The organism is Streptomyces sp. NPDC037273 (assembly GCF_055603625.1).
Window position 1 is genome coordinate 748,161 of the sequence record NZ_JBVJVO010000002.1, and the last position, 16,918, is coordinate 765,078.

The 16,918-nt window shown below is 72.3% G+C and carries 11 protein-coding genes; 7 read left to right on the plus strand and 4 right to left on the minus strand.

Annotation, left to right across the window (positions count from 1 at the left end; all coding sequences use genetic code 11):
• Positions 1-62: 62 nt before the first annotated feature.
• The 7 genes from ACZ7G1_RS08635 to ACZ7G1_RS08665 all read left to right on the plus strand — a co-directional run bounded on the left by ACZ7G1_RS08635 (position 63) and on the right by ACZ7G1_RS08665 (position 11,172).
• Positions 63-6,236 carry a DNRLRE domain-containing protein gene (locus tag ACZ7G1_RS08635; protein ID WP_470873901.1) on the plus strand — a complete coding sequence of 2,058 codons (6,174 nt, stop codon included), beginning with the start codon at positions 63-65 and terminating at the stop codon, positions 6,234-6,236.
• 156 nt (positions 6,237-6,392) lie between these two features.
• On the plus strand, positions 6,393-6,737 hold the full coding sequence (locus ACZ7G1_RS08640; protein ID WP_471204020.1) for a hypothetical protein: 345 nt from the start codon (positions 6,393-6,395) through the stop codon (positions 6,735-6,737).
• Positions 6,738-7,049: 312 nt separating this feature from the next.
• Entirely contained in the window at positions 7,050-7,865 is an 816-nt protein-coding gene (locus tag ACZ7G1_RS08645) for an NAD(P)H-binding protein (RefSeq protein ID WP_470873468.1), read from the plus strand.
• A gap of 40 nt (positions 7,866-7,905) precedes the next feature.
• Complete coding sequence (locus ACZ7G1_RS08650) at positions 7,906-8,769, plus strand: haloalkane dehalogenase (protein WP_470873467.1); 864 nt, start codon at positions 7,906-7,908, stop codon at positions 8,767-8,769.
• A 54-nt stretch (positions 8,770-8,823) separates the two neighbouring features.
• The gene (locus ACZ7G1_RS08655) at positions 8,824-9,369 is read left to right on the plus strand and encodes a dihydrofolate reductase family protein (RefSeq protein WP_470873466.1); all 546 of its coding nucleotides are present in this window, start codon (positions 8,824-8,826) and stop codon (positions 9,367-9,369) included.
• 98 nt (positions 9,370-9,467) lie between these two features.
• Entirely contained in the window at positions 9,468-10,175 is a 708-nt protein-coding gene (locus ACZ7G1_RS08660; RefSeq protein ID WP_470873464.1) for an alpha/beta fold hydrolase, read from the plus strand.
• Positions 10,176-10,440: 265 nt separating this feature from the next.
• Positions 10,441-11,172, plus strand: coding sequence for a helix-turn-helix domain-containing protein (locus ACZ7G1_RS08665; RefSeq protein ID WP_470873462.1), 732 nt, complete (start codon positions 10,441-10,443; stop codon positions 11,170-11,172).
• A 159-nt stretch (positions 11,173-11,331) separates the two neighbouring features.
• On the opposite strand, the gene ACZ7G1_RS08670 is transcribed toward ACZ7G1_RS08665, so the two are convergent.
• From ACZ7G1_RS08670 to eboE, 4 genes are all read right to left on the minus strand, one after another.
• Positions 11,332-11,718: a peptidoglycan-binding domain-containing protein gene (locus ACZ7G1_RS08670; RefSeq protein ID WP_470873460.1), complete on the minus strand. Its 387-nt coding sequence runs from the start codon at positions 11,716-11,718 to the stop codon at positions 11,332-11,334.
• A 563-nt stretch (positions 11,719-12,281) separates the two neighbouring features.
• Positions 12,282-14,843: an FtsX-like permease family protein gene (locus tag ACZ7G1_RS08675; protein ID WP_470873459.1), complete on the minus strand. Its 2,562-nt coding sequence runs from the start codon at positions 14,841-14,843 to the stop codon at positions 12,282-12,284.
• Entirely contained in the window at positions 14,843-15,622 is a 780-nt protein-coding gene (locus tag ACZ7G1_RS08680; protein WP_470873458.1) for an ABC transporter ATP-binding protein, read from the minus strand. Before ACZ7G1_RS08680 ends, ACZ7G1_RS08675 begins: the two co-directional genes overlap by 1 nt.
• Positions 15,619-16,836: a metabolite traffic protein EboE gene (eboE, locus tag ACZ7G1_RS08685; protein WP_470873456.1), complete on the minus strand. Its 1,218-nt coding sequence runs from the start codon at positions 16,834-16,836 to the stop codon at positions 15,619-15,621. Before eboE ends, ACZ7G1_RS08680 begins: the two co-directional genes overlap by 4 nt.
• Between the last annotated feature and the right edge of the window lie 82 nt (positions 16,837-16,918).

Here is a 16,918-nt window from a genome sequence, read left to right on the forward strand (position 1 = left end):
GACGCAGACGCCTCTGGCGTGGAAGGACTTCCGCCGGCGTGGCGGGAAGCCTCGCCGTGGCCCTGTCCGTCACGCTCCTCAGCGGCGCCGAGGTGACGGCCGCGCCGCTCCGGGCGGCCGCCGCACCCGGCGGGCCCGCCGTCACACAGGCGGCGGACATCGCCTCGGCGCGGGTCGCCGCGCGCCTGTCGGGCCGACGGGTGGAGGCCCTGTCGGAGCGGACCGAGACGTCGACCACGTGGGTCAACAAGGACGGTTCCCTCACGACCGAACTCTCCGCCGGACCGGTCAGGTTCGCGGACCCGCTCACCGGCGTCTGGCGGGACGTCGACGTGTCGCTGGCCGCACGACCGGACGGCTCGGTCGCGGCCAAGGCCCACCCGCGGGGGCTGAGGCTGTCGGGCAGGACTGGCACGCCCGCGCGTACCCCGCGCGCGGCGGCGTCCGCCCCGGCCACCGACCTGGTCACTCTCGGCCAGGGCGACGAGCAGATCACCCTCCAGTGGCGGGGCGGCCTGCCCGCGCCGCGGATCGACGGCACCCGCGCGACCTACGCCGACGCGGTGCCCGGGGCCGACGTCGTGATCGAGGCGACCCGTACGGGCTTCGAGCAGTTCGTCGACGTCAAGGCCAGGCCCGAGGCCGGCTTCTCCTACACGCTGCCGCTCAGGACCAAGGGCCTGAAGGTCGAGCCGCGTGCCGACGGCAGTGTGCTGTTCACCGACAAGAAGTCCCGGAAGTCGGCGGTCATGCCCGCCCCGGTCATGTGGGACGCGACCGTCGACCCCGTCTCCGGCGAGCACACGCACCAGGCCAGGGTCGCGATGAAGGTCGTCAAGACCAAGGGCGGCGTCGACCTGGTCCTCACCCCGGACGCCGGCTTCCTCGCCGATCCGGCGACGAAGTACCCGGTGACGGTCGACCCGTCGACGGCCGCGCTCTCGAACGTCTTCGACACCTACGTCCAGCAGGGCACGACGGTCGACTGGTCCAACGACGTCGAGCTCGACCTGGGCAACCCGGGCACGAAGAACGCCGACGGCACCTACCGCACGGCCCGTTCCTTCGTCAGCTGGAACACCGCGCCCATCTCCGACGCCCTGGTGATGGACGCCAAGCTGTCCCTGTGGAACTTCCACTCGGCCAACTACACGGGCTCGTCCTGCCCGAACCAGCCGTGGGAGGTGTGGTCCACGGGAGCCGCCTCGACCTCGTCGCGGTGGACCGCCCAGCCCGCCTGGATCGCGGCGAAGGCCACCTCGACCGAGACCCGCGGCAACGCCTCCTGCTCGGCCACCCAGCCGGACGGCTGGATCAACGCCAACGTCACCACGATGGTGCAGGAATGGGCCTCGGCCAAGGCCGCCAAGTCCCACATGGGCCTGCGCGCCTCCGACGAGAACATCACGGCGCAGTGGAAGCGGGTCAACTCCGCCAACGCCGCCACCAACCCCCCGAAGCTGGTCGTCACCTACAACTACCGGCCGCGCACCGGCACGAAGCAGGAGGCCGGTCCGCCGTACTTCTCCTACTCCGGCGCCTACGTCGTCAACACCGCGACGCCGACCCTGCGCGACACGTTCGTCGACCCCAACGGCGACAAGATCCAGGGCGCCTACCAGGTCTTCGACGCGGCCACGGACACGCAGGTCGGCGCGGTGCTGCGGTCGGCGTTCGTGCCGTCCGGGCAGCCCGCCCCGGTGGTCGTACCGGCCGGCGCGCTGGCCAACGGCAAGACGTACAAGTTCCGCAGCAGCCCGTACGACGGCACGCACTACAACCTCGGCTGGTCGGAGTGGAAGACCTTCACGGTCGACACCTCCGCCCCCTCCGCCCCCGCCGGCGTCACCTCCACCGACTACCCGCCGAGCACCTGGGTCAAGGGCGCGGGCCAGCCGGGCACCTTCACCGTCACCCCGAACGGCACGGACCACAACTGGCTCGAATGGTCCCTCGACGGGGTGACCTGGACCAAGGTCGCCACCGGCGGCGCCTCCACGGCCAAGGACCTGAGCGTCACCCCGCCCAAGGACGGCACCCACACCCTCCAGGTGCGGCAGGCCGACAAGGCCGACAACAAGTCCGAGGCCGTCACGTACACCTTCCACGCCGGCCCCGGCGGCTTCGTCCAGCCCGCCGACGGCGAGCGCACCGCGCGCCGTCTGCCGCTGGTCGCGGAGGCCGACGGCACCAAGTACGACGCGGCGGCGTTCTTCTGGCGCCGCTCCGAGGCCGACCCCTGGGCGGCGATCCCCGCCGGCCACGTCACCTCCGGCGGCACCCCGCTCACCGCGTGGCCGGTGCCGATGACGGGCGGCAGGAACGCGCCGCTGGTCTGGAACGCCACCGACACCGTCAACCCCGACGGCAGCGTGCAGATCAAGGCCGACTTCACCGGCCCCAACGCGGCGGCGGGCAGCACCCAGCCGCTGAACGTGATCGTGGACCGCAACGCCTCCGGCGCCGCCTCCACCGACATCGGCCCCGGCTCGGTGAACCTGCTGACCGGCGAGTTCACGCTCTCGGCCACGGACGCCTCCGCGTTCGGCCCCTCGCTGTCGCGCACCGCCTCCTCCCGTACGCCCGACAAGGCGGCCAGGCAGGAGGGCCAGGCGGCGATCTTCGGCAAGGAGTGGGTGGCCGGCACCGCCGCGGAAGTGGCGGCGTCCAGCTACTCCCACGTCCGCCGGATCTCCGACACCGCGGTCGCCGTCATCGGCTCCGGGGGCGAGGAGACCCACTTCACCGCGAACACGGCGAAGACCGGCTGGATCGCCGAGCCGGGCGCCGAGGAACTCACCCTCAAGGGCGGGGTGACCGCCGCGTTCACCCTGACCGACAACGAAGGCACGGTCACCGAGTTCACCAAGCCCGACGCCTCCGCCACCACCTGGCAGGTCTCCGGCACCCTCATGGACGGCGTGGCCAACTCCACCGTCACCGTGGTCTCCGAGACCGTCACCGTCGACGGCAAGAACCTGGCCCGCCCCAAGCGGATCATCGCTCCCACCTCGGCCGTCGCCGCCGCCGGCTGCGCGGCCGACCCGGCCACCAAGGGCTGCCGCGCCCTGGAGTTCGTCTACGCGACGTCCACCACGGCGACCTCCGGCGCCTTCGGCGACGTGGCCGGCCAGGTGAAGGAGATCCGCCTGTGGAGCACCGCCCCCGGCGCGGCCGCGGCGACCTCGAAGGCCGTGCAGACCTACGCCTACGACGACGCCAACCGGCTGCGTCAGGCGTGGAATCCGCAGATCAGCCCGTCGCTGAAGACGGAGTACGGCTACGACTCCGAGGGCCGCGTCACCTCGCTCGCGCCCCCCGGCGAACTGCCGTGGACGTTCGCGTACGGCAAGGCCGGGAACGCGGCGACCGCCGGTGACGGCATGCTCCTGACCGCCTCCCGGTCCGGCCTCAAGCAGGGCACCACGGACGTCCAGGAAGGCACCGCCACCACGAGCGTCGTCTACGACGTGCCGCTGACCGGTGCCGCCGCCCCGTACGGCATGGGCGCCGCCGACGTGAAGGCGTGGGGCCAGCTCGACGCGCCGGCGGACGCGACCGCCGTGTTCCCCGCCGACGCCGTCCCGGCCTCCGCCACCGGCACCGCGCTGAACGCCGCCGACTACAAGCGCGCGGAGGTGCACTACCTCGGCGCCTCCGGTCGTCAGGTCAACTCGGCCGCTCCCGGCGGGTACGTCACCACCACCGAGTACGACCGCTTCGGCAACACCGTCCGCGAACTCTCCGCCGGCAACCGCGCCGTCGCCCTCGGGATCAGCGCCGCCGACCGGACCGCGCAAGCGGACCTGGGCATCGCCGCGCTGGCCACGGCGGAGCGGGCGAACCTGCTGGCCACCACCTCGGTCTACGGCGCCGGCGGCACCCGCCAGACCGAGAAGTTCGGTCCGCTGCGCCGGGTCACCCTCACGGCCGACCTCACGTCGGGTGCGACCACCCTCGTCTCGGCCGGCACCTCGGTGACCGCGCGCACCTGGCTCGTCAACGAGTACGACGCGGGCCGCCCCACGGACGGCACCGCCGCCGCCAGGGACCAGATCACCAAGAGCACCGCCGGTGCCCAGGTCCGCGAACACCCCACCGTCCATGCCGAGACCCGTACCTCCCAGATCACCTACGACTGGGCCAAGGGCCTCCCGACCAGGACCGTCCACGACCCCGCCGGTCTCGCCGTCACCACCACGACCGAGTACGACTCCGAGGGCCGCGTCACCAAGCAGCTGCCGCCCGGCGCGACGGGCACGGACGCCGGCACCCGGGTGATCGCCTACTGGTCCGCCGGCGGCACCGGGCCCTGCCAGGGCCGGCCGGAATGGGCCGACCTGGTCTGCTCCACCGGTCCCGCGGGAGCCATCACCGGCGGGGGCACGAACCCGTCCCAGCTGCCGACCACCACGACCGAGTACGACTGGTGGGGCAAGCCGGCCAAGGTGACGGAGACCGCCAACGGCGTGACCCGCACGACCACGACGACGTACGACGAGGCCGGCCGGCAGTCCAAGGTCGTCGTCACCGACGGCGTCGGCCAGGCGGTGCCCGAGTCCACGACCGAGTACGACCCGGCCTCCGGACAGCCCGTCAGGACCACCTCACCCACCGGCGGCACCATCGTCCGGGGCTACGACAAGCTCCGCCGCCTCGTCTCGTACACGGACGCCGACGGCGGCGTCACCACGACCGAGTTCGACCTGCTCGACCGTCCGGCCAAGACCTCGGACAACACGCCTTCCACCGTCACCTACACCTACGACCACACGGCCGAGCCGCGCGGCCTCGCGACGCAGACCACGGACTCCGTCGCGGGCGTCTTCCAGGCCACCTACGACGCCGACGGCTCCCTCAGCACCCAGAAGCTGCCCGGCGGCTACACCCTCCGGCAGACCGAGGACACCATCGGCGCCCCCGTCGAGCGCACCTACACGCGCGACAGCGACGGCGTGAGCGTCCTGACCGACACGGTCACCCGCTCCGTGTTCGGCCAGGTGGTGACCCACGCGGGCCGCTCGGACCAGTCCTACGCGTACGACAAGGTCGGACGGCTCGTCACCGCGGACGACACCGCCGACACCGTCTGCACCCGGCGGACGTACGCGTTCGACGGCCGCAGCAACCGCAAGTCCCTGACCGCCGCTCCCGGCCTCCCCGGCCTGCCCTGCCCCACCACCGGAGGCACCACCACCACCCACACCTACGACAGCGCCGACCGGCTCGTCGACCCGGGCTACGGCTACGACGCCTTCGGGCGTACCACCACGGCCCCCGGCCACGGCACGATCGGCTACTACGCCAACGACCTCGCCCACCAGCTCACCGCCAACGGCACGCGCCAGACCTGGCAGCTGGACGCCGCCCAGCGCTTCCGCTCCTGGAAGACCGAGACCGGCGGCGGCTCGACCTGGACCCAGACCGGCTCCAAGGTCAACCACTTCGACAGCGACGGCGACAGTCCCCGCTGGATCACCGAGGACACCGCCACCGGCGCCCTCACCCGCATGATCTCCGGCCCCGACGGGCGCCTCGCCGCCACCACGGCCAAGACCGGCGGCACGGTCCTCCAACTCACCACCATCCGCGGTGACGTCGGTCTCCTCCTCCCGCTGGACGCGGGCGTCGCCCCCACCGCCCTCGACGCCGACGAGTACGGCAAGCCCCGCCCCGGCCAGGCGGAGACCCGCTACGGCTGGCTCGGCGCCCACCAGCGCTCCGGCGAGACGGTCACCGGGCTCGACCTCATGGGCGTCCGGCTCTACAACCCGGCCACCGGCCGCTTCCTCTCCGTCGACCCGGTCGCCGGCGGCAGCTGCAACGGCTACGAATACGTCTGCGGCGACCCCGTCAACATGCTCGACCTCGACGGGCGCATGGCCATGGCCGCCCTCGTCGCCTCCGCCGGACTCGGCGTCAGCGTCGGCACGGTCATCGCCGTCGTCGGCGCGGCCGCCCTCGTCGCGATCCTCGCCTACGTCTGGTGGAAGGGGAAGGCCTGGGCCATCCGCCAGGTCAAGATCCTCTGGGCGAAGGTCTCCAAGAAGTCCGGAAAGGAACGCGCCACCGACATCCCCTCCTGGGCGAGGGGCAAGGGAAAGCAAGGCTCGGAAACCACCGACCAGGCCGTCGACCGGATATTCAAGGAGCACTACGGGCGCCTTCCCACCACGAAGGAACGCCGCTCGGGAACGGAATGGGCGAAAATCAAGAAGCACCTGAACCGTAGATAGAACCCGCCCGGTGGGCGGCGGTCGGAACATCCGGACCGCCGCCCATCGGGCGTCCGTCCACCGCTCGGTCACCCCCTCTCAAGAAACAGGGAACCCATGTCGTCCAGAAAGCCCAGACTCGCCGACGGCCGCTCCTGGCCCCTCACAGCGAAAGAAGTGAAAGACGCCCTCGCCGACCTCGCCACCCCCGTGGGAGAAGTGCGACTTCTCCAGGGAGCCAATGAAACGGGTGAATCCCTGGGCGTCGCCTGGGTGGCCCCCGAACCTTTCCGATACGGCCGCGGAGTCCACCCGGACGCCGCCGGAATCCGCGTCGACATCCTCCCCATCCCCACGGCCGATCGCGCCGGGACCCGCCCCGTCCTCCTGACCCAGGCACTCCCCCAACTCCACGACTGGATCACCCGGGCCCTCGCCGCCGGCGAGACCTGGCGCCTGTCCGACCACCGCCGCTACTGGTCCGTCACCGACGGCCGCCTCACCTTCCGCGACGAACCGTGAACCGCGTCAGCCGTTGAGCGCGGGGACGTCCCCATCAGGTCGCATTTGTTGCAATGGGCCTGGCGATGAATGCAATGAGGCACGGCAAACGGCCCACCACCCCGCCTTTGCATTCACCGGCATTCCCATTGCAGCAATTCAAGGGCTTCCACCTGGGGATTCGACCCAAGCCGCTCTCGATTCGATTGACCCCCACATGAGCGAAACATAGCCTTCCCCACGTCTTGCGGCGGCCACGGCGGACCGTTCCAGGCGGCGATCGCCGGGGCGCTTCGCGCGTCCGCCGACCAACTTACGAACCAGGGGTTTTTCGTGATTGTCCTGACGGGTGCGACCGGGAACGTCGGCGGGGAGCTCGTACGGCTCCTCGTGGGAGCCGGCGAGCGGGTGACGGCGGTCTCCCGTCGCCCGGCCCCACTGCCGGACGGTGTACGGCATGTGGCGGCGGACCTCGCCGATCCGCCGAGCCTCGCCGTCGCCCTCGAAGGGGCCGAGGCGCTGTTCCTGCTCGTCGCGGGCGAGGACCCGGAGGGCATCCTCGGACTCGCCAAGGCGGCCGGGGTGCGGCGCGTCGTCCTGCTGTCCTCCCAGGGGGCCGGGACGCGGCCGACGGTCTACCGTCACCCCGTGGCGTACGAGGAAGCCGTGCGCCGCTCGGGCCTCGAATGGACGGTTCTGCGCTCCGGGGGGCTGAACTCGAACGCCTTCGCCTGGGCCGAGTCCATCCGGACGGAGCGGACGGCCGCCGCGCCGTTCGGCGATGTCGGGCTGCCCACCGTCGACCCGGCGGACGTCGCCGCAGTCGCGGCCGTGGTCCTGCGCGAGGGCGGCCACGCGGGCAGCACGTACGACCTCACCGGACCGGCCCCGGTCACCCCGCGCGAGCGGGCCGAGGCGATCGGCGACGCCCTGGGCGCCGCGGTGCGGTTCGTCGAGCAGACGCGCGAGGAGGCCCGCTCGCAGATGCTCGCCCTCATGCCCGAGCCGGTGGTGGAGGGCACCCTCGCGATCCTCGGCGACCCGCTGCCCGCCGAACGGGAGACGAGCCCGGATGTCGAGCGCGTCCTCGGCCGGGCGCCGCGCCCCTTCGCCGACTGGGCCGCCCGCACCGCCCCCGCGTTCCGGTGAACTCCCGCCAGTGGTCGCATACGTGAAAGGCTCCACCGTCTTGCCCGTTCAGCCCGTACTCGACTCCACCATGTTCCACCGGGAGGCCGGCGCCGGTGCGCCGATGGTCTTCCTGCACGGCAACCCCACCTCCTCGCACCTGTGGCGGGACGTCCTCCCCGCCGTCGGCGAACCGGGCCGGCTGCTGGCCCCGGACCTGATCGGCATGGGCGCGTCGGGCAAGCCCGACATCGCGTACACCTTCGCCGACCACGCCCGTTACCTGGACGCCTGGTTCGACGCGCTCGGCCTCGACGGGGTGGTGCTGGTCGGACACGACTGGGGCGGCGCCCTGGCCTTCGACTGGGCCGCACGGCATCCCGGCCGCGTGCGCGGCATCGCGTTCACCGAGACCATCGTCAAGCCGATGACCTGGGAGGAGTTCCCCGAGGGCGGCCGCCCGTTGTTCGAGGCGATCAAGACGCCCGAGGTCGGCGAGGCCTTGGTCCTGGACGACAACGCCTTCATCGAGCAGGCGCTGCCCGGCACCGTCGCCACCCCGCTCGACCCGGCCGACCTGGACGTCTACCGGGCTCCGTACCCCACGAGGGAGAGCCGCCGCCCGCTTCTGCAGTGGCCGCGCTCGATGCCGCTGGGAGGCGAACCCGCCGATGTCGTCGCCAGGGTCCTGGCCTACGACCGGTGGCTGGCGGCCGACGCGAACGTGCCCAAACTGCTCCTCACCTTCGCGCCCGGCCCCGGCGTCATGATGGGCCCGGCGATCGTCGACTGGTGCGCGGAGCACATCGCCGGCCTGGAGATCGAACACCACGACGCGGTCGCCGGCCACCACACCCCGGAGGATCAGCCTCTCGCGATCGGCGCCGCCATCGCCGCCTGGGCCGACCGGCACAAGCTCCGCTGAGGCGGATGACCACAGCACGACGACGACCCCGAGACCGCTACAAGGAGAAATCTCATGACCGCACAGCGCAAGATCACGGCCGGGCTGTTCATCTCGCTGGACGGCGTCGTGGAGGCGCCGGACACCTGGCACTTCCCGTACCTGAACGACGAGATGGAAGCCGCCGTCGGCGAGATGTTCACCGGGGCCGACACCCTGCTGCTGGGCCGGAAGACCTACGAGTCGTTCGCCGCGGCCTGGCCGCAGCGGAGCGGCGAGATGGCCGACGGCATCAACGGCATCCGCAAGCTGGTCGCCTCCACCACCCTGACCGGGACCGACTGGAACAACTCCGCCCTCATCGAGGGCGATGTCGTCACCGCGGTCAAGGACCTCAAGCAGCAGCCGGGCGGCACCATCAACCTCACCGGCAGCATCGCCCTCACCCGCACCCTTCTGGTGGCCGGGCTCGTCGACGAACTGCGGCTGCTGGTCCACCCGATCGTGCTGGGTACCGGACTGCTCCTGTTCCCGGAAGGCACCGCCAGGGTGCCGCTCCGGCTCACCCGCTCGGCCACCTTCTCCACCGGCGTCCTCGACCTCACCTACCAGCCGGCCTGACTCCCCTTTCGAAGAAGACCCTCCTGGGTAAACCTGACCGACTGCGAGGAAGCGTGCGAGACGCGATAGCCGGACCGGGCGATGCACGGATCCGTTGGGTGGAGATCGACGGAGAGGAACCTGCCCGGGTGTGCGTCCACGGCGCCGGCGGGCAGGCCGCGGCGTACTTCACCCAGGTGATGACCCTGCCCGCGCTGGCCGGCCGGCGCACGCTGATGACGGATCTCCTGGGCTTCGGGCTCAGCGACCGGCCCACGAACTTCGGCTACCGGCTGGAGGACCACGCCGACGCGCTGGCCCGGGCGTTGGACACAGCCGGTGCCGTGGGCACCGAGCTCATCGCCCACAGCATGGGCGGCGCCGTGGCCATCGTGCTGGCCGCCCGGCGGCCGGACCTCGTCTCCCGTCTCATCCTCGCCGAGCCCGCCCTCGATCCGGTCCCCCCGCCCGCGCGCGGCACCGTCGGCGTCACGACGTTCACCGAGGCCGAGTTCGCCGACGGCGGGATGACCCAATTCCTGCAAGGGGTCGATCCGTTGTGGGCCGCGACCATGCGTCTGGCCGACCCCGTCTCCTTGCACCGCAGCGCGCTCGGCCTGCGCGCGGGGACGACCCCATCGGCCCGCACGCTGCTCGCGGAGCTGACGATCCCGCGCACCCTGCTCACCGGGGCGCGCTCACAGCCCCCGACGGGCACGGCCGAACTCGCAGCCTCCGGCGTCCGGTTCGTCACCATCCCGAACGCCGGACACAACATCATGCTCGACAACCCGCAGGCGTTCGCCGACCACGTCGCGTCCGCCTGAGCGAGGCCTCCGGCGCCTCGATCCGCAGGACGGCGTCGGCGTGGGCGACCTCAGCCTATCACCGTTTCCGGTGACCGAAACGCTACGTTGCCTTCATGAAATACACAACATCAAGTTTACGATCTGGGCTCATTAGCGCAGGCAGTTGCAGCTCAATCGTTGCAATAGGTTGCAGCTCAACGCAACGAAGACGTCGCCGCGCGTTGCATTGAGTGGGTCGTGGACGCTAGGTTCGGTGCCTCAGGGAACGAGAAGGGGGACCGCGGTGCCGGGAGGCAGGCTCACTCAACAGGAACGGCGGCTGATCGCGCTGGGGTTGGCCGACGGTCTCGCCTACGCGGAGATCGCCAGGCGTCTCGACCGTCCGGCCTCGACCATCACACGGGAGGTGATGCGCAACGGCGGGCCCACCGTCTACCGCTCCGACCTGGCCCACCGCGCCACCGAACGCCGGGCCCGCCGCCGAGGGCGCGGTACTCCCCAAGGTCCGCGGTCGCGCCCGTCGGCCCACGGAGGCGGCATCGAAGCCGTGCGTGAGTACGAGGAGACGCTCACCGGTGTGCTTGTGGCCATGGGCCTGCCCGCGATGATGGCCCGCGTCATGGCCTGCCTCACCCTCGCCGAGGCCGGCAGCCTCACCGCGGCCGAACTCGCCCGGCACCTCCAGGTCAGCCCGGCATCCGTCTCCAAGGCGGTCGCGTTCCTCGACAGCCAGGGCCTCATCCGTCGAGAACGTGGCGAACGTCGCCGCGAGCGCTACACCGTCGACGACGAGGTCTGGTACCGGACGATGATGGCGGCCGCCCGCTCCACCGCCCATCTCGTCGACACCGCGCGCCAAGGCATCGGTGTCCTCGGCTCCCACAGCCGCGCCGCCGCGCGCCTCAGGAACATCGTTCAGGTCCTCGACTTCGTCTCCGAGAGTCTGGGCCGGACAGCGACGCAGGCCCGCGAGATCCTCCGCGCGAACGCCGAAGCGACCTCCGTCGCCACGTGACCATCCCGCGCGGGAACGCGGAAGGGCCGGGCGGCAAGGGCCGGTTCAGGCGTTGAGCGCGGGAATGATGTACTGCTGCTGGTCCGGATCGAGCACTTGGTGCTCGCCCGACCGGCGGCCGCGGGTCCTGGACACCAGCGCCTCGCGGCCGGGTGTCGGTCAGTAGGTCGGGACGTACGGCAGGCAGTGGCCGCTGGGACCGGCGTACGGGTCGGTCCAGTCGACGTTCATCAGCTTGGAGCCCGTCATCGGGCCGACGATGCCATCGGCCTGGCTGCTGCCGAGGACGCGTTCCTGGAAGTACCGCACGGCGGAATCCGTCTGCGGGCCCCACTGGCCGTCCTCGTTGATCGTCGTCCGGCCGTCCAGCCGCAGGAAGTCGTTGACCAGGTGCTGCACGCACCACACCCCGGTGCCGGAGGTGGTGCGGCCGTAACCGAGGTAGGGCACACCGGGCGCGGCGTTCGCGGTGCCGGCCAGGGCGGCAGTGGAGAGCAGGACGGCGGTGGCCGCGGCAAAGGCGCGGCCGATCGACTTCTTGATCATGATGACCCTTCGGTGAGAGATGACTCGGATGACTCGCGGGGGGGGCACGGCAGGCCCGGTGTGTAGGCGCAGTACATGCCGGGGCTTGGCTGGTACTCGGCCCCGCTGGCCGTCCTCGTCCGACGATCCGGCGATCCGGCGATCCGGCGACCAGTACGGCGCGCTCCCGCGAGAGGCCGAGCCGTTGTGGTTCAGGTAGCAGTTGATGCTGTGCTGCACGCACCACACCCCGTGTCGGAGGTGCTGCAGCCGTATCGACGTTCCCCTGTTCGGTGACGATCACTGGGCCAGGACTCTAGCCGCCGCCGGGGCGTGGCGGACCTGCTGTCACTGTGTCCCACGGCCGTCCCACCCGTCCCACCACCGCTGGCCTGCGACGGTCGACGGGGGGCGCGGCCGAAGCTGAGACGTCTCAGCTTCGGCCGGCAACCGGGCGAAGGCGGCTTTGAGGGTGCGGATGACCTCGATGGCCTCGCCGGGGCGGGGTGACCGGGAGGGCCGGTCAGCCATCGGCCGGCGCGTGGGCTGCCGGTGCTGAGGCGGGCCGGACGCCGGTCCCGCCGCTAGGTGCGGGAGCCGATGGCGTCCGCGGGGCGGCCGGCGAGGGCGAGGTGGCCGGGAATCAGGGTGGCCAGGGCCGTGAGCAGGGTGGCGAAGCCCAGGGTGGCGAGGTACATCCGGCCGTCGACGGCAGGGGAGGCCGAGCCCGTCATGCCGATGCTGAAGGCTGTGAGCACGGCGAACGCGATGCCGCTCCCCAGCGTGGTGGCGATGAGCACCACCAGGGCCGTCTCGATGCGGAGCATGCGCCTCACCTGGCGCCGGGTGGTGCCGATGAGCTGGAGGAGGGCGAACTCCCGTCGGCGGTCGAAGACCGACATCGCCAGGGTGTTGACCACGGCGATGGCGGTGAAGGCGATGATCAGTCCCATCGCGACGTAGTTCACCTCGGCGTTGGACTGCTGGACCTCCGCCTGCAGGTCGTCGGCCTCGTCGCGGTCGAGAACGGCGACCCCGGGGAGGGCGCCGAGCGCCGTGCGCAGCTCCGCCCGGCCGGGTGCGCTTCCGTCCCGGGTCTTCACCAGCAGGGCTGAGGCCAGCGGGTTGTCGACGTGCCGGGAGACGAGCGAGTGGGCCATCGTCACGTCGCCGAAGCCGAGCCCGCGTTCGTACACGGCCGCGACGGTGAGGTCGGTCTCGGTGCCGTCGCCGAGGGTCAGTGTCAGCTCGTCACCCGGCTTCTTGCCGAGGGCGTCGGCGGCGAGTTCGCTGAGCGCGACGCTCCTCGGGCCGAAGGCGTCCAGGCTGCCTGCCGTGACGGCCGGGTCCCAGGTGCGGCTCAGGCCGTCGGTCGAGACGCCCTGGGCCGGGTACTTCGCCAGGCCGACGCGTACGGACGTACGGACGATCTCGGTCACCGCCGTCACGCCGGGGACCCGGCGGAGGCGTTCGCCGGCCTGCGCGGGCACGCCTGGTCCGGACGAGCCCACGACCCATTCCGCCTTACTGCCCGCGCGGGCCTGGGCGGTGGCGGCCGCGCCCATGGTGGTCTGGACGAAGAACACCGTGCAGGCCATGCCGATCAGCAGGGTGAGCGGAGTGACGGCCGCGGCCAGCCGTTTGGTGTGGGCGCGGGCGTTGGCCGTGGCCAGGTGGCCGCCGACCCGGGAGATCCGCAGCGGGATCCCGAGTACGCCCACCGCGCTCCGTACGAGGAGCGGCCCGAGCAGGGAGACGGCCACCGCGAGCACCACGACCGACAGGAAGGTCACAGGGGTGGCGGCGGGCTCGCTGCGCAGGGCGGAGAGGACCACGAGAAGGACGACACCGCCGGTCAGGAACGCGAGCCCGGCGCCGACCCGGCCCCAGGAGAAGGTGCGCTGCTCCATGGCCGCCTCGGACAGGGCCTCCGCGGGTCGGATGCGGGCGGTGCGGCGGGCCGAGATCCGCGCGGCTGCCCAGGCGCCCAGGAGGGACGCCCCGATGGCGGCGAAGAACGGGAAGACGCCGAAGGTCACTTCGAGGGTCTCCGGAATCGCCTTGAAGCCGACGAACTCGCCGTGCAGCCAGTGGGCGACGGGCAGACCGGTGACCGAGCCGAGTACTCCGGCGAGGGCGCCGACGATGAGCGCCTCGCTGCCGATCAGCCGGCGGATCTGCCGGGGCGTCGCCGCGACGGCGCGGAGCAGGGCCAGCTCGCGGTGGCGCTGCTGGATCGTGAGGGCGAAGGTGCCGACGACGACGAGGATCGCGACGAGCAGCGACGTACCCCCGATGGCGCCGCCCATGGAGACCAGCTTGATCCGGGCCTTGGCCGCGTCGAGGAACTCGACCGGGCCTCGCTCGCCGCCCGTGACCACCTGGGCGGTGGTGCCGTCGAGGGCCTGGGAGACCCGGGCCGCGAGCTCCGTCGTGGAGACGCCGGGCTCGGGCAGGACGCCGACGGCCATCACCTGGCCGGGGTGCCGGGACAGCCGCTCGGCCTCGGTGTCCGTGAAGAACAGCGAGGTCTGCTGTCCGAGGTCGCCGCCGGAGGGTGCCGCGATGCCGGTGACGCGGTACGCGCGAGGGGCTTCGGTCGACTGGACGGTCAGCCGCGCGCCGGGCTTCAGGCCGGTCCGTGCGGCCAGTTCGCGGTCGACGACGACCTCGTCCGCCGCCGCCGGGGCGGCGCCTTCGACCAGGTTGAAGGGGGTCAGGGGCGCCGAGGTCCAGGCGTGTCCGTACGACGCCTTGCCGTCGACGCCCGGGACGACCTGGCCCGAGGGGGTGACCGCGTACGCCGGGAAGGTGACCTCGGGCACCACGGCCCGTACGCCCGGTAGTGCGGCGAGCGTGGTGACGGTGCCGGCGGGCAGCCAGACGCGCTCGGAGAGGGGCTTGGCCTTGTCCTTTGTCTTGACCTTGTCGCCCTTCCGCTCGACCGTGACCTGGTGGACGTTCTGGTCGCCGGCGACGATCACCGGGGAGCCGGCGTACCGCTCGCTGCCGATGGTCCCTCGGAGCCCCGTCTCCAGCAGGATGCCGCAGGCCGTGACGAGCGCGGCGGCGCAGAAGAGCGCGAGGAACGCTCCGGTGAATCCGCCCTTGCGGGCGCGCAGGGTCTGCAGGGCGTACCGCAGCATCAGGCCCACGCTCCCAGGTGCGTCATGCGGTCGGCGACGCGGTCGGCGGTGGGGGCTTGCATCCGGTCGACGATCCGGCCGTCGGCGAGGAAGAGGACGGTGTCGGCGTACGAGGCGGCGACGGGGTCGTGGGTGACCATGACCACCGTCTGCCCGGTCTCGTCGACACACGACCGCAGCAGGGAGAGGATCGCTTTGGCGGTCATGGTGTCGAGGGCGCCGGTGGGCTCGTCGCCGAAGACGACGTCGGGACGGGTGATCAGGGCGCGGGCGATCGCGACCCGCTGCTGCTGGCCGCCGGACAGCTCGGCGGGCCGGTGGGCGGCCCGGCCGGCCAGGCCCACGCGGGTCAGGATCTCTTCGAGCCACGCGGGGTCGAGGCGCTCGCCGGCCAGGCGCAGCGGCAGCTCGACGTTCTCCCGTACGGACAGTGCCGGGATGAGGTTGAAGGCCTGGAAGACGAAGCCGACGCGCTTGCGCCGCAGCTCCGTCAGCTGGGTCTCGTTCATTCCGCCGAGCTCGGTGTCGCCGATGAAGGCGGAGCCGCCGGAGGGTCTGTCGAGGCCTGCGGCGCAGTGCAGGAAGGTCGATTTCCCGGAGCCGGAGGGGCCCATGACGGCGGTGAACGAACCGCGTTCGATGCCGACCGTGACCCCGTCGAGGGCGCGGACGGCGCGGCCCGCCTTTCCGTACTCCTTCACGACGCCGTCGAGGCGCAGCGCGAAGTCCGCGGATCCGGCGCCGCTCCGTCCGTGGAGATGGTTCGTCTCGGTCCTCATGTGCGACCTGTCCTTTCGATGGTGGGTGAGGGTGGTGTGCCGGGGAGCTCGCGCGTCAGGCCCGCCGCTGCCAGCTCCCGTGCGGTCCAGGCGAGTTCGGCGGCGACGGCCCGGGCACGTCCGGCCGCGTCGGCCGGTCTGCGGTGCTCGGGGAGCGCGGACCAGGTGGATGTCTCCACTTCCACGTGGTCGGTGACGGCGCGGTCACCCGCGAAGAGCGCCCGCAGGGTGTCGCGCAGCACTCCCCGGGTGGAGGTCAGTGGCGCGGCGGGCTCCTCGTGCAGCGGCACGTGGTGGTGGATCCGCCACGGTGCGACTCCGGGCAGGGCGCCGGCGAGGGCGGGCCCCAGGTCGTCGGAGCCGAGGGGTTCGCGGCCGCCGGGCCCGGCCTCTCCCGTCTGGTGCAGGAAGCGCGCGTCCGTGAAGGCCGCCAGCGCCTCCCGTACACCGGGGTCGACCGGTTCCGGGGCCTCCAGGGCGGTGGACGCCTGGGCCTTCACCACCGGGAGCCCGGCCGTCAGCAGGCGGGCGACGGCGGTGCCCGGGGTCTCGTGGGCGACGGCGAGGTGACACGCGTCCAGACAGAGACCGATCCAGTCGTGGTCGGCGTCCTTGAGCAGCTCGACAGCCTGCCCGGTGGTCGCGGCGACACAGCCGGGCTCGGGCTCGACGGCGACACGGACGGTCCGTCCGGTCTCCGCCGCTGTCCGCCGGAGCCCGGTGGCGAGCGCGTCCAACTGCCGCATCGCCGCCGCCATCCGGGTCCGCGACCAGGCGGTGCGCCAGGCCAGTGGCAGCGTCGACACGGAGCCGCGCCCGGCTTCGTCGGGCAGCAGCCCGGCCAGGATCCGGGCCAGGTTCAGGGTGTAGTCCAGTCGGGCGGGCTCGGACCAGTCCGGGTAGTACGCCGCCCGCTTCACCACGGGGGCGTGGAAGGCCCGGTAGCGGGAGCCGTTGAGGGTCGCGGTCTCCAGTCCCCGAGCGGTGAGCTCGCGGCGGAGCCGGGCGACGGCGGCCGGGTCGGCCGCGAGGGCCGCCGCCGTGCCCGCCGGCAGCCACAGGCCGATGCGGACGACCGGCTCACCGGTGGCCTGGCGGATCGGCTCGGCGTGCGCCGCGAGCCGGGCGGTGATGTCCTCCAGGGTGTCGGCCGGCTGTACGTCGACGCAGTGGCCGAGGTGGACGGCGGTGCCGTCACGGTGGTGGAACCGCATCACGCGGCTCCGGGTTCCAAGGCCGCACGGCGGGGCACGCCGACGGAAGGGGGCATCGAAGACTCCGGAACTCTTGGGCCCC